The organism is Streptomyces zhihengii, from assembly GCF_016919245.1.
Lineage (GTDB): Bacteria > Actinomycetota > Actinomycetes > Streptomycetales > Streptomycetaceae > Streptomyces > Streptomyces zhihengii.
In genome coordinates this window covers 1,789,336-1,802,072 of the sequence record NZ_JAFEJA010000002.1, presented here as the reverse complement: position 1 = coordinate 1,802,072, position 12,737 = coordinate 1,789,336, and the positions used below count along the sequence as shown (strand labels likewise).

Here is a 12,737-nt window from a genome sequence, read left to right as displayed (position 1 = left end):
CCCTGGGAAGCCGCTGTGTCAGGACAGCACTCCGGGGTACTCGCAGGGGCCACGACGACGAGGGAGGCATGCGGTGTTCCGGGAAAGCGGCGACGGGCAGAACGGGCTGCCGCGCGCCCAGGTCGCCTTGGACGGCAGCGGGGCGTGCATCGGTCAGGCCCGCGACGCCGCAGCCGCCTTTCTTGCCCGGGAGTGGGACGAGGGACGGTTTACAGTCTCCAAGCGCACTGCCGAGCTGACCGGACTAGTGGTCAGCGAACTGGTCACGAACGCGATCAAATACGCGCCAGGGCCGGTGCTGCTGGACCTGCTGATCGCTGAAGACACAGTCGAGGTCTCGGTGTGGGACACCGACCCGGTGCTCCCGGCCGCCCGGGCCGCGGACCCCGCCCGGGTGGGGCAACACGGACTCGAGATCGTCACGGCCGTCGCCCGCAGGATGAGCGCGGTGAGCAAGGGCATGGGCAAGTGCATCACTGTCGCTCTCGCACTCGCTGACGACACCACTCCCCGCACGGCGTAGCCGAGGCGGGCGCATTGCCTGGCAGGGCGGCTTAGCTGCCCCGTTGCACGTCCTGGACTACTCGCCGTTACATCGGTTTAGCTTCCCTAGCGATCCGTCGGGCTCGGCGAACGTCGGCCGGCCGGTCTGCCCCGGCTGCACCGGGAAATTGAAGGGGTCACGCCTCACGGCCACCTCCTCACAGGGGAAGGCGTCCGGTCAGCGCTCCACCGGGGTCGTCGGGCAGGGCGATGCGGGCGGTGATGCTCTTCCCGACCGGCTGACGCTGCGCTTCGAAGGCCTGGGCAACGCTCATCACGATTTCCAGGCCGTGCTGGCCGACCCGGGCAGGGTCGGCCGCACGGGCAACAGGAAGGACGGGGTCACTGTCCCAGACAACGACTTCGACCAGGTCTCCGAGGATCCGCAGTTCCAGCAGCATCGGGCCCGGGGCATACTTGCAGGCGTTGGTGACCAGCTCGCTGACAATCAATTGGGTCAGGTCCATCGCCCGGTCCGACACAGGAAGCCCGTGCACCGCTTGTACGCGGGTCAGGAAGCTGGCGGTCATGCGGCGCGCGGCGGAAATGCAGGAGCCGTCCCCGTCCAGAGTGGCACTGAAGACCGGCGTGCTCGTCGTCAGCTCGCTGTCGCCGACCGGTATGGGTTCCGTGTCGTCCATGGCTTCCCCCGTTGTTCGTCCCCCGTCTACCCGCAACATACCTGCACAGGCACGACATCAGCGGCACAGAGCGAGAATCGGAACGCCATGTCAGACGTCCTGACAGTTGCCCGTCGCACGTTCACTCTCCACTGTGCGTTCGTCGAACAGCTGTGGCCGCGCCCGCCGAAGTGCGTTGATTCGTCCGCGGATTGGGCTGCCATGTACCGGCGGGCAGCGGTGGCGCAGTTGCTGCCGAATGCGCGACACCGAATCGCATTCCCGCATAGAGGCTCCATGCCAGCCCACCGGGCGCTGTTGCGTTCTGCAGTCCGACGTTTCGCGCAACGGCTACCAGTTCAGAACCAGGCACCTCACCGCGGTGAGGCTGTCTACGCAGCTCAGCAGTTGCCGCCTCGCGAATAAGCCGGCTTACCAGGGCGTAGGGGCCACTCAGCGGCTGTACCACCTGGCACTGAGCGTATCGGGTATGCGACGCTGAGCTAACAAGAGATTGAGCCGGTGCCGCTAACCTCGATCTTTCGTGACGGTCCGTGGGTTTCTTCGGCGGGCCGTTTCGGTTGTTCGGGCTGGTGGTGGTCAGGCTGATGGCCCGGCTGTCGCGTCGGGTGGGCGCCGGGTTCCACGGCTCCGGCGGGGGTGGTGCTGCTCGCAGGGACGGGAACACGCTGGTCAGCCGGGGTTCGGGAGGGCTTCGAGTCGTGCCAGGGCGTCGGTGATCATGTGGGTCCAGGGCCAGTGGCGGGCGAACCGCAGGTGCCGGCGGCGGGCGGTGGTGACCAGCTGGGCGGCGGCGGAGAAGAGGCGGAGCCTCAGGCGGCGGGGTTCCCACCTGCGGGTTTCGCCGGTCAGGGCGAGCATGGGCATCCAGGCGAGGAGGTCGAGGGCGATCTGGACGATCTCCAGCCAGATCTGGTTCTGCTTGGTGTCGTGCAGGGGCAGGTTGCGCAGGCCGGTGGCGCGAGCGGCACGGATGCGGTCCTCCGCCCGGGCTCGCCGGCGGTGCCGCAGTTCGAGTGCGGCGATCGGGATGCCGGTGGTGTTGGTGGCGAACGCGGTGAGCCGCAGGCCGTCGGCGTCGGTGATCCGCAACTGGGCGCCGGGGTGAGGCCGTTCCTTCCGCACGATCAGCCGCATTCCCTTCGGCCAGCCCTTCAGGCAGTCGCCGGACAGTTCGGCGACCCAGGCCCCGTCCCGGATCTCGCCGCCGGGCTCGGTCGCCGCCGTCCAGGCCGAGGCGGGGGCCTTGAGGACGGCCTGGTGAATCTGCTCGGTGATGGTCATGCCGACCGAGTACGACAGCCACCGGCCGCGTTGGGCGAGCCAGGCGACGAACTCGTGGGTGCCGCCTCCTGAGTCGGTACGGATCAGCGTCCGGCGTCCGCGCCGGTACTTCTTCGGCAGCTGGGCCAGGGCGAGTTGGGTGGTGGTGATGTGGTCGGCGGCGGTGTTGCTGCCTGCGTTGCCGGGCCTGAGCAGGCCGGCCACCGGCTCCCCGCTGCCACTGCTTCCGTGGTCGACGAACCCCATCAGGGGGTGGTGTCCGAAGGTCTTCTTCCAGGTCGCGGTGGCGTCCTGCTTCTCGGAGTGGGCCAGAACGAGGACCCCGTCCAGGTCCACGATCACCTGCCCGCCCGCGTCAGGAGCCGCGGTTTTGGCCAGGCTCCAGACGCGCTCGCGGGCTTCGGCCCGCGCGGCCCGTATCGCGGACAGGGCCTTCGGCCCGGCGGCGGCGAGGGTGTCGACGAGCCGGGAGACGGTCGGGTCGGACGCCACCGGCCCGAACACGGCCGGCTCGGCCCGCAGCATCCCGACATCCGCGAGGCAGTCCCCGCCCAGGGCGACCGCGAGTGCCACGTCCAGCAGGATCTTCCCTGGATCGTGCACTGCCCGTGAACGTCGCCACGGCGTCAGTGCCGTCGATATCGCCTGGTCCAGCCCGGCCTTGCGGGCGGTCTCGACCAGCAGCACGGCCCCGGCCTGGGACACCACTCCGCGACCACCGCCCTCGATGCGGACGCGTGGATAGGACCCGATACGCTTCTTCACCTGGGAAGTGCCTCCGGCATGGCAGGAACAAGGACCTCGACAATCCTCATTCTTGCTGGTCAGAGGCACTTCTCGTTTACCTGACCGCCCGTCGGACAGCCCGCTTCATGAAAGCGCGAGGCTAAGGCCCGGCTCCTTGGGTCTCGGGCGTTGCCCCCTCCCCGGGCATCCGGGGCCTGCCATAGTCGTCGGCCACGCTGATCGTGGCTCGTCTGTGGGCTCATCAACCCCCTGGGAAGGGGGCCTCGCCCACCATGAACATCACCACCGAGATTCACGGCAACGCCGCCACGCTCACGCCCCGCGGCGACATCGATTACCAGCACCTCGACCTCCTGCGCGCCACCCTCCACCAGCTCCCGCCCACCGTGACGGACGTGGCCTGGGACCTGCGCGACACTCCCTTCGTCGATGTCGCCGCCCTGCACCTGCTCAGCACCCCAAGCGACCCGCAGCGCGCAACCAGCCTCACCAACCTCCAGCCCCAGCACCGACGGCTTCTCGACATTGCCTGCGAACTCTTCCCCGACGCGGACTTCGACCGCTACCGCCCCGGCGAACACCAGGCCGCATAACAAGCCACGCGGCCAGACCCGCACACGGGTCGGGGCGTTCGCGTGCGCGGCAGGCGGCACCCCGCAGAGGCTTCAGCATGATTTTGCGAGAAACCCCGGTGCTTTAGCGCCGGGAGGAATCGCATCCTTCGCGCGCAGGCGCGGAGCCATGGTGGTGTGCGCCCGTCGCGGTGCCGCACAGTCGGTTGGTGCGGCAGGAGGTTCTTGGGCGGCGCGGCCGAGGCCGGCATGCAGGGTGACCGATGCCGAAACGCCGTACGCGGCCGGGTCGGCGGCGGCGAACCGGCCCTGGTGGGCGCAGCCCCACCTTCAGCCGTCACGCCACCACTCGGCTATCTGTGGCACCTGCGGTGGGCCCGCGCCCGGGCCCCTCCGGCGGTTCATCACGCAGCCGCGGACAAGGTCGGACGACCCTCTCGATCACGTCGGCGGTTCGAATGCGCCGACGCCGGGGCCGGCAGGCCACTCCGCAGGACATCACCGATCGAGCTCACCTCGGCCCAGCAGGCGCGCCGGTGCCCGGTCAGGGTGTGGTTGTCATCCGGCCCGAGGCCGTGGCGTCCAGCGAGCGGTAATCCAGGTGCCCGTCGGGGGCCACCACCATCAGCAGCGGCGACCGGGTCTCGGGGCACTGCTCCTCCTGGTAGGCGAAGCGGGTGACCGCCCGGAGGGGGGTCGTCAGCAGTTGCGATTCGTCGGCGGTGAACACCCTGGCCTCGTAGTCGCACGACGGGTCCGGTCCCATGCCGTCCCGGAGGGTGATGGTGGAGGTGTCGACTGAACTCCCCGCCACCGAGAGCTGTGTGGTCGGGTCCATGTCCGGGTCGTCCGTGTCGCCCCACCACAGCCCCTTGGCAGCGTACTTGCCGAGGGGTGCGCGCCCCTCTCTCGTCAGCTGGACCTCGAATCCACCGACTCTCCACACCATCCGGTCTTTCCCGCTCCCGGCGAATCCGAGGGTGCTGCGTTCCGGCTGCCAGCAGGCGCCGGCTTCGCCCGCCGGAGTGGCGCTGTCCACGCGCGCCCTGCCCAGGGTGAGGGCATGTCCGGCGAAGTTCTCGTCCTGTGCCGCCTGCTCGATGCCGCTGCCTGCCCGGCACAGCCTGGTCTTGTCGAGCACGGCGACCTGGGCGGGACGTCCGGCGCCGTCGGCGATCTCTATGCGCACGTACCCCTCGGGCGCCCCCGCGCCCTTGGGGAACTCGCCCTTCCAGGTGCCGAGAAACTCGCGAGGGGCGGCCGTCGTGCCCTCGCTTCCGTCGCCTTCGGCGTCCCGGAAGCCGTCGGTGAGCAGGTATGCCCCCGCGCCCGCGGCAACCAGCACCAGGGCGACGGCCAGGGCCATGGGGCGCGAACGCCATCTGCCGGTGCGATCCGGGTTGGCGGGTGGCGCGGGCGGCTGCTCGGGGAGCGTGGGGAACGCGCCCGGGGCCGGCGCGGCGGTCTGAGTGGGTGGATGGGCGGGTGCCGGTTCGGGTGTCGGGTGGTCGTGGTCGAGTACCTGCCCGGCCCGCCGTCCCAGCTGCTCCAGGACCTCCCCCGGCAGCCACGGCCCGACGGGCACCGCGGTGCGCTCGGCGACCTCGTCCGTACCGGGCCGCAGACCGGGGTCCTTCTCCAGACAGGCTCGCACAAGCCCGAGCAATGCCGCGGGCACACCGTCGAGGTCCGGTTCGTCCTCGACCACCCGGAACAGCTGCGCGTGGTGACCTTCCGAGCCGGTTACTCCGAAGGGCTGCCGCCCCGTCGCCGCGTAGGCCAACACCGAACCCAGGCAGAACACGTCGCTCGCCGGCCCGATCTCGCGCCCTCTCACCTGTTCCGGAGACATGAAGCCTGGCGAGCCGACCAGCATTCCCGTCCGGGTCCTCGGCGCGCCGGGCGCAGCCGTGCCCGCATCCTCGAAGGCACGCGCGATGCCGAAGTCGATGAGGCACGGGCCGTCGACGGTGACGAGGACGTTCGACGGTTTGAGGTCCCGGTGGACCAGACCCGCTCCGTGGACAGCCGCGAGAGCGAGCGCGAGCCGGTTGGCCAGCACCCGCAGGGACCGCTCGGGCAGCGGACCGAAGTCCTCCGCAACAACCTCGTACAGCGAGCGTCCGAGGACGTACTGCGTCGCCACCCACGGCAGCGCCGCTTCGACGTCCGCGTCGAGGACGGCCGCCGTCCACTGCCCGCCGACCCTCCGCGCGGCCTCGACCTCCCGCGCGAACCGTGCGCGCAAGTCCGGCACTTGGGCCAGTTCCGCGTGGATGGCCTTGATCGCCACCGTCCGTCCACCTGCGGAACGCCCAAGAAAGACACGGCCCATACCGCCCTCACCAAGCCGGCCCACAAGGCGGTAGTGTCCGAGGTGCGACGGGTCGCCCGGTTGCAGTCGCTGCATGCTCTCCTCCCCCGAGTGGCAAACTCCCAACAGACCGTGTCCGCCATCCTGCACGACCCCCCGCCTCGGTCGGCCATCGGGGTCGCCCCGACAAGCGCACGGAATGGTGCCCGGCAGTCGAACCCCGTGCCCCTGTCCGCGCGTACAGGGTCGAGGCCAAGGATTTAGGAGGCCATGTCGGGGGCGCCGGAGAGGTTGATGCGGGCCGTTATGCGCTTGCCGAGTGGGTCCTGCTCCATGAACAGACTCTCCGTGACCGCTCGGACGATCTCCAGGCCGTGCTGGCCGACCCTGCCGGGATCAGCGGCCCGGGCCGAGGGGATCGTGGGCTCGCTGTCCCACACCACGACGTCCACCGCGCGACCGCTGACGCGTAGCTCCATCAGGACAGGGCCGGGGGCGTACTTGCGGGCGTTGGTGACCAGCTCGCTCACCACCAACTGGGTAAGGTCCCTCGCGCGGGCGGAAACCGTCACCTGGTGCTCAGCGTGTGCCTGGTCGAGGAATGCTGCGGCGTGGTGACGGGCATCCGCGATGCACGCGCCATCCCCAGTCAGGGCGAAGCCGGCCCGCATCAGGCACATGTCCGGCACCGTTGAGCCGTCATCGTCGGCTTGCCCCACAGAACTTGTCCTGACTCTCCCTGCACGCACGTGCCACTACCCGATTATCCGCCGTGCATACCCCAACGCAGTGCACCGCGAAGGTAGGGGGCGGCCGCATCCCAGACGCCGCGCAGCGGCGGCCGTCACACGCTCAGGACTGCGAGCGCCTCATCCCACACCCGGAATCGCTGAGCACCTGTGCCGCGGTCACACTGATGACCAGACGCATCACCCGTCTGTCGTCCTGCGGGAGCCGGCGCCCCGCTTCCCGCGAGGCCAGCTGGGACAGACCGTTCTCAAGTTCACGGTCGGCACTCCCACCCGGACTGAACTCCCGCCGGGAAGCCACCCTGTCATGAACATCCGTGATTCTGAAAGTCGTTCCGCGGCCGCCGCCCCAGGTCGGGTCCACGATCTCTTCCCGCTGGACATCCGGGCACACGACACTCATGACAACGGCCTTCGACTGATTCTCCTTGTGACGGAGCACAGGATCAGACGAAGGCCGCCCTCACGGCGAATGCCTAGGTGAGTGGCCTCGTTCGGGATACCGTTCGAGACCGAGAAAACAAGTGCAGGCTCAGCCGCAGGTGCCTGCGATGGCCCATGCGTTGTCGATCTCGTCGGTCGACCCCAGATGGGTCTCACCCGGCGGGACGCACCTCTTGATGTCGGTCGGCCACCAGTCGATGTCGACCTGGATCTTGACCCAGGTGCTGCCGCAGTGGCCGTAGTACGAGTCTGTCTGCGTCTCGTAGTAGCCGCAGGCCTTGACCCCCATCGCCGTGGCGGCTTTCCCCTCGGGCGCGGCGTGGGCACTCCCGGAAAGCACCGCGCCCGCGAGGAGTGCAGCGCTGAACGCGGCGGCGGCCAAGCGGCGCTTACTTGCGGTCTTCTGCATGAACGGGTTCCTCTTCTTCTCCAAGGACACGCTGTGCCTCTCTTTCTCCCCCCACCTCTCGCGGGGCCACACAAGAGGTTCCCAGCGGTCCATGACCACTCCACGCGGCAAATTTGACGGGACCATGACCGTTCCGCCCCAGGTGCCGTCATGTTGCTCCATCGCGTCGTTCACGGACGAATCAGCACGCAGTCCAAGGCTCAGGCGAGAGAGCTGCACCCTGGGGGCGAGCGCGGTTGCGGCATTACCACCACCCGGTGGTAATGCCGTTTCCCCTGTCTGCCTGCCGCAGGCTCGGAACAGCCATGGGTTGTCGGTATACTTGACAACCTGGGCCCCGCTGATGTTCGGATTGCCGGCACTCTGCACGGACCAAGGACCGCACTGCAGCCAGCCGTTGCCGCCGGTCGCTCGGCATTGAGCTGAAGAACGCCAAGGCTGTGCTGCGCCGCGTGCTGGACGGTGATGACTCAGGAACGCTTCCCGAGATGGAACACCTGGCCCGCACGTTTCGAGTGGCGGCATCGCTGCTACCGCTACTCGCCCTTAGCTAGCGTTTTAACGGAAGGCGTCGGCGTTCTCCGAAGCCCACTGCCGGAACGGGCGAGCCGGCGTTCCGGTGACCTGAGAAACCGTGTCGCGCACCATCAGCAGCTCGCGGTTCACGTCTCCACCAGTAACGTCGAGCACCGCGTCCGCGGCCTCGGCCCCGAAGACCTCGACCATCTGCTCGTGGGCCTGCCGACGGCTGATCTCGACGAAGGGAATCTCCCGACCCAGTACTGCCGCGATGACCTCGACCTGCTGTCGGGCGGATATCGGCTCTGGCCCGGTCAAGGCATACGTGCGTCCGTGGTGGCCTGGCTCGGTCAGTGCCACCCGCGCCACCGATGCGATGTCCGCAGGGTGGATGGTCGGCAGCGCGGTCTCGGCGTACGGCGCGCGGACAGTCCTGCGGCCACGGATGGACGCAGCCCACATCAGGGCGTTCGACGCGAACTGCGTCGGCCGCAGGATCGTCCAGGCCATGCCGGTTTCCTTGAGCAGTTGCTCCACCGCCAGGTTCTCGCCGGCGGGGCCGAGGTGCGGGTGGGTCTGGACGGTGATGGACGACACCAACACGACGTGCTCCACCCTCGCCTGCCGGGCGGCTTCGAGGATGTCGGCGTCCGAGCCCAGGCGAGACACAAGAAACAGCGAGCGCACCCCCGCCAGCGCCGGCTTCAAGGACGCCGGCTCTGTGAAGTCGCCCTTCATAGCCTCGACCCCTTGCGGGAAGACGGCCCGTGCGGCATCACGCGTAAGCCCTCTCAGCGACCCGACACCGCGTGCGTGCAGCTCCTTCAGCAGGGTACTGCCTATGTTTCCAGTGGCTCCGGTCACGAGGATCACGAGCGCGATTCCCATCTTCAGATCATCAGGTAGGCGACACGCTAGAACCTCAATCATGCTTCAGGTCAAGAAGACGGTTAACTGATCGTTTCAGAATGAGGTTCGTAGGCGTCTCAAGCAGATGATGCTGCAGGCGAGTTGGAGCAGTCCGAGGTGGAGGTCGGCGCGTATCTCGTAGCGGATCCGCAGTCGTTTGAACTGGTGAAGCCAGGCGAAGGTCCGCTCGACGACCCAGCGTGTCTTGCCCAGCCCGGAGCCGTGTGGAACGCCGCGTCGGGCGATCTTCGGTGTGATGCCGCGGGCCCGCAGGACGCGCCGGTACTTGTCGTAGTCGTAGCCACGGTCGGCGAACAGCCGGCCCGGCCGGTGCCGCGGTCTCCCGCGAAGTCCTCGGATGCGGGGGATCGCGTCCAGCAGCGGCGTCAGCTGGGTGACGTCGTGCCTGTTTCCGCCGGTCAGCGACACGGCGAGGGGTGTGCCGTGCCGGTCGACGATCAGATGGTGCTTGCTGCCCGGCCGCGCGCGGTCGACCGGCGAAGGTCCGGTGTGAGCCCCCCCTTCAGGGCCCGGACGTGCGAGCCGTCAATCGCGCAGTCGTCCATGTCCAACAGACCTGCCTTGCGCAGCTCCGCCAGGAGGACTTCGTGCAGTCGGGGCCAGACGCCGGCCTCTGTCCAGTCCCGCAGCCGCCGCCAGGCCGTCACCCCGCTGCAGCCGGTCCGCTCCGCGGGAACATCCCTCCAGCTCACGTTCTTGCGCAGCACGTACACGATGCCCCGCAGGGCCGCACGGTCGTCCACCGGCAGACGTCCGGGGTAGCGATGACGCCTCGGCGGGCGGGGCGGCAGCAGTGGAGCCACGCGTTCCCACAGGTCATCAGGCACAAGATCATCCGACACCCGCACCACTCTGCCGCCACCAGACCCGACCGCCAAGCCCTCACACTGAACTCATTCTGAAACGATCAGTAAGGGCTTGCCGATCATCAAGGTGTGCTTTTGCGGCTGGGGTCTCGTTGATGTCGAGCAACGACGGGCCGGTCGTCAGCTCTCGGCCAGTCGGAGCGCGATGGCTTCCAGTAGCTGATCCAGCGCCGCTTCGTGCGTCCGCCGCCGAGGCCGGGCCAGCCCGACCCGGCTCGGTGAGACGCCGCGCACGGGACGGAACACCACGTCCGGGTGGGAGTAGAAGCGGGCTGCCGACACCGGCGCCAGTGCCACGCAGCCGCCGGCCACCGCTCCGAGCCACTCGTCGGGAAGGCTGGTGACGGCCCCGACCCGGGCTGGGCGGTCCCGCTCCTCCTCCGCCAGCCAATGCCCCCTCCAGGCTCCAGTCCCGGCTCCGGCTGCGACGAACGGCTCGTCCCACAGCTCGCGGAATTCCACCATCTCGCTCTTCGCCAGCGGATGCCGAACCGACAGCAGCACCCCGCGCTCCTCGGCGAACAACTCACGCACGGTAAACCGTTCCTGCCCCTGAAATGGCAAGCGCACCACCGCCGCAGCCACCTCACCGCGAGCCAGGCCGGCGCTCGGGTCCGACCAGTCGAACTGCCGCAGCTCCACCCGCCACTCCGGCTGCGCCCGGCGGAACTCGGTAATGATCTCGGGGACACCACCCACTGCGCCGGCATCCAGGAAACCCAGGCGCAGTACCCGCGCTGCACGGCCGGTTGCCCGTACCGCCTCGTCCCAGCCGTCCAGCAGTGCGGGCACCCGCGAGGCAAGCTCACGACCAGCTTCGGTCAGTGCCATCCCTGATCGTGAACGCGTGAAGAGCCGTCCCCCGATCTCCTCCTCCAGACGCCGGATCTGCTTGGTCAGCGCAGGCTGCGAGACGAACAGCCTTTCTGCCGCCCCGGTCAGGCTGCCCTCCTCCGCCACAGCGGCGAAGTACCGAAGCAGGCGCGTGTCCACTTCCATGCCCCCAGGTTATAGAAGCAGGTATTGGACCGCGTCGAAGCGCCCACAGAACCTGAAGGCATGACCGGTATCCAGATCACCCTCCTCGTCGTCACCCTGCTCACCGCCACCATCAACGTCGGGATGGCCGTTGCCGACCTGGCCGGGGCCCGCTTCGTGCTCGCCAACTCGGCGGAGGTGGGTGCCCCTCGATCCTGGCTGCCTCGGCTGGCCGCCCTCAAACTGGCCGGGACGGCGGGCCTCCTCCTCAGCCTCTTCGACACCGCACTGCGCCCCCTCGGTGCCGCCGCAGCCAGCGGCCTCGTCCTGCTCTACCTGGGCGCGCTCGCCTGCCATGTGCGCGCCCGCGTGTTCCACAACCTTGCGTTTCCCGGCTTCACTTCGCCTCCGCCGTCGCCTCGCTGGCCTTGACCGTTTCCTCCTGAGGGCGGCACCAGTCGATGTGCAATGAGAGCACTCAGCCGTCGCTGCGACAGGTCATCAAGCTAAGGGCTTGTCGATCATCAAGGTGTGGCTTTTGCGGCTGGGGTCTCGTTGCTGTCGTATGCGCATCGGGGACGAGCATCGTGACCAACTTGCTGTGCAGTTCACGGTGTTGTTCCCGCATCTAAGCGAGCGGCAGCGGAGGCCCGGAGCCTGGGCCATGGCGGCATGCGGGTGGTGGCCCGGGCGGCCGGGATGAGCGTGACAACGATCCGCAAGGATACGTCCGACCTGGAGGCGGGCGGGGCGGGTGCCGCGGCCGGGCGGTGGGCGCAAACGCGTCGCGGACCTCGATCCCGGACTGCGGTCTGCGCTGCTGGCGCTGGTCGAGCCGGACGAGCGCGGCGAACCGATGTCGCCGTTGAGGTGGACCACCAAGTCGACCCGCACGCTGGCGGTCGACTGACTTACCAGGGACCCCACTAGCCGCCCTGACAGCCCTCCAAGCCAAGTCGCTTCCCGAAGCAACAACCTCAACAGCAAGTTACAGACAACAGGTTGCTGATCGGCAAGTCCTTAGAGTGCGGCCTGGAGCGCTGTTACCCCGGCTCGTAAGCGGTTCCGAACCACCATTCGCCCTGACCGACGCCAGTCGATCACGCCTCCATGAAACGTGTGACGACAGGTATGCCGACCGAGCGGTCCACCGTGACCACGATGAAGCGTCGGTCCGAGGGGGCTTCAGCCAGGCCTCCGACCAAGTCGAAGTCCTCGGTCAGTGCCGTCAAGGCGTCAGTCGTGAAGTAGCCGCTGTGCGGACCGGCTTGGACACAGAGGTCCGGCCCACCTTACATACCTCGAGTTGCCCGTCGTCGGCTACGCGGAAACGTCTCCCGCCGCACACCCCAGAACGAGCCCGGGGCTGCCGGCGAGTTCGAACACGCCGGTGCTGAGACCACGGGCTGGCGACACCTCGAAAACAGGACTTCCGTTGCCGGCATAGCCGGCCAGGAGTCGTACGTGGGTGTCCGCGAGCGGAATGGAAGCAGACGTCATGCGCGCGATCGTGCTACACCACCCGCATCAACCCGAGAAGTCACCGAGGCAGGCCTGGTGTACGGTTTCGTGTCACTGTCAGTGCAGCTGTGCATGATCGATGGAGCGATCAGCGCGGCCGTCCGTGTGTCTGGAACGGTTACGGTCCGCTCGTCGAGCGCAGCAACGATGTCCTCGGCCGACCGCGGTACCTTCCGTCATAAGCGGATCCGCCTCGCGCACGTTTTTCGCCAGGCACCGG

General features: G+C 68.4%; 11 protein-coding genes and 1 pseudogene. 4 read left to right on the top strand and 8 right to left on the bottom strand.

Annotated features, from left to right (window positions below):
- Positions 1 to 73 precede the first annotated feature (73 nt).
- Positions 74 to 523 (top strand): ATP-binding protein, encoded by a 450-nt coding sequence (locus tag JE024_RS35425; RefSeq protein WP_244883417.1) that lies wholly within the window; start codon positions 74 to 76, stop codon positions 521 to 523.
- Positions 524 to 701: 178 nt separating this feature from the next.
- On the opposite strand, the gene JE024_RS35420 is transcribed toward JE024_RS35425, so the two are convergent.
- A complete protein-coding gene (locus JE024_RS35420; RefSeq protein WP_244883637.1) occupies positions 702 to 1,073 on the bottom strand; it encodes an ATP-binding protein in 372 nt (123 codons plus the stop codon).
- A 783-nt stretch (positions 1,074 to 1,856) separates the two neighbouring features.
- Positions 1,857 to 3,233 carry an IS1380 family transposase gene (locus tag JE024_RS35415; RefSeq protein ID WP_205377879.1) on the bottom strand — a complete coding sequence of 459 codons (1,377 nt, stop codon included), beginning with the start codon at positions 3,231 to 3,233 and terminating at the stop codon, positions 1,857 to 1,859.
- Positions 3,234 to 3,487: 254 nt separating this feature from the next.
- Between JE024_RS35415 and JE024_RS35410 the strand changes: the two genes are divergently transcribed.
- The gene (locus JE024_RS35410) at positions 3,488 to 3,808 is read left to right on the top strand and encodes an STAS domain-containing protein (RefSeq protein ID WP_205377946.1); all 321 of its coding nucleotides are present in this window, start codon (positions 3,488 to 3,490) and stop codon (positions 3,806 to 3,808) included.
- 523 nt (positions 3,809 to 4,331) lie between these two features.
- Here the strand turns inward: JE024_RS35410 and JE024_RS35405 are convergent.
- The 6 genes from JE024_RS35405 to JE024_RS35380 all read right to left on the bottom strand — a co-directional run bounded on the left by JE024_RS35405 (position 4,332) and on the right by JE024_RS35380 (position 11,017).
- Positions 4,332 to 6,197, bottom strand: coding sequence for a serine/threonine-protein kinase (locus JE024_RS35405; RefSeq protein WP_205377945.1), 1,866 nt, complete (start codon positions 6,195 to 6,197; stop codon positions 4,332 to 4,334).
- A gap of 164 nt (positions 6,198 to 6,361) precedes the next feature.
- Positions 6,362 to 6,772 carry an ATP-binding protein gene (locus tag JE024_RS35400; protein ID WP_205378538.1) on the bottom strand — a complete coding sequence of 137 codons (411 nt, stop codon included), beginning with the start codon at positions 6,770 to 6,772 and terminating at the stop codon, positions 6,362 to 6,364.
- Between the two features lie 610 nt (positions 6,773 to 7,382).
- Positions 7,383 to 7,796 (bottom strand): DUF6355 family natural product biosynthesis protein, encoded by a 414-nt coding sequence (locus JE024_RS35395; protein WP_205377944.1) that lies wholly within the window; start codon positions 7,794 to 7,796, stop codon positions 7,383 to 7,385.
- Between the two features lie 465 nt (positions 7,797 to 8,261).
- A complete protein-coding gene (locus tag JE024_RS35390; protein WP_205378537.1) occupies positions 8,262 to 9,095 on the bottom strand; it encodes an NAD(P)H-binding protein in 834 nt (277 codons plus the stop codon).
- 90 nt (positions 9,096 to 9,185) lie between these two features.
- A protein-coding gene (locus JE024_RS35385) for an IS5 family transposase (protein ID WP_205377943.1) occupies positions 9,186 to 9,994 on the bottom strand; the annotation gives its coding sequence in 2 pieces (ribosomal slippage) (positions 9,186 to 9,655 and positions 9,655 to 9,994; 810 coding nt in all).
- Between the two features lie 144 nt (positions 9,995 to 10,138).
- A complete protein-coding gene (locus JE024_RS35380; RefSeq protein WP_205377942.1) occupies positions 10,139 to 11,017 on the bottom strand; it encodes a LysR family transcriptional regulator in 879 nt (292 codons plus the stop codon).
- Between the two features lie 60 nt (positions 11,018 to 11,077).
- On the opposite strand from JE024_RS35380, the gene JE024_RS35375 reads away from it, so the two are divergent.
- Positions 11,078 to 11,428, top strand: a complete 351-nt coding sequence (locus JE024_RS35375) for a DoxX family protein (protein WP_372449900.1) — start codon at positions 11,078 to 11,080, stop codon at positions 11,426 to 11,428.
- A gap of 133 nt (positions 11,429 to 11,561) precedes the next feature.
- Positions 11,562 to 11,897, top strand: a pseudogene (locus JE024_RS35370) (ISAzo13-like element transposase-related protein); the annotation flags it as partial.
- Positions 11,898 to 12,737: the final 840 nt, after the last annotated feature.

Excerpts from the sequence above, each read along its gene's own strand:
- JE024_RS35410 (WP_205377946.1), top strand. The coding sequence starts at position 3,488 with ATGAACATCACCACCGAGATTCACGGCAACGCCGCCACGCTCACGCCC.
- JE024_RS35405 (WP_205377945.1), bottom strand. The coding sequence starts at position 6,197 with ATGCAGCGACTGCAACCGGGCGACCCGTCGCACCTCGGACACTACCGC.
- JE024_RS35395 (WP_205377944.1), bottom strand. The coding sequence starts at position 7,796 with ATGGACCGCTGGGAACCTCTTGTGTGGCCCCGCGAGAGGTGGGGGGAG.
- JE024_RS35400 (WP_205378538.1), bottom strand. The coding sequence starts at position 6,772 with ATGCGGGCCGGCTTCGCCCTGACTGGGGATGGCGCGTGCATCGCGGAT.
- JE024_RS35375 (WP_372449900.1), top strand. The coding sequence starts at position 11,078 with ATGACCGGTATCCAGATCACCCTCCTCGTCGTCACCCTGCTCACCGCC.
- JE024_RS35380 (WP_205377942.1), bottom strand. The coding sequence starts at position 11,017 with ATGGAAGTGGACACGCGCCTGCTTCGGTACTTCGCCGCTGTGGCGGAG.
- JE024_RS35420 (WP_244883637.1), bottom strand. The coding sequence starts at position 1,073 with ATGACCGCCAGCTTCCTGACCCGCGTACAAGCGGTGCACGGGCTTCCT.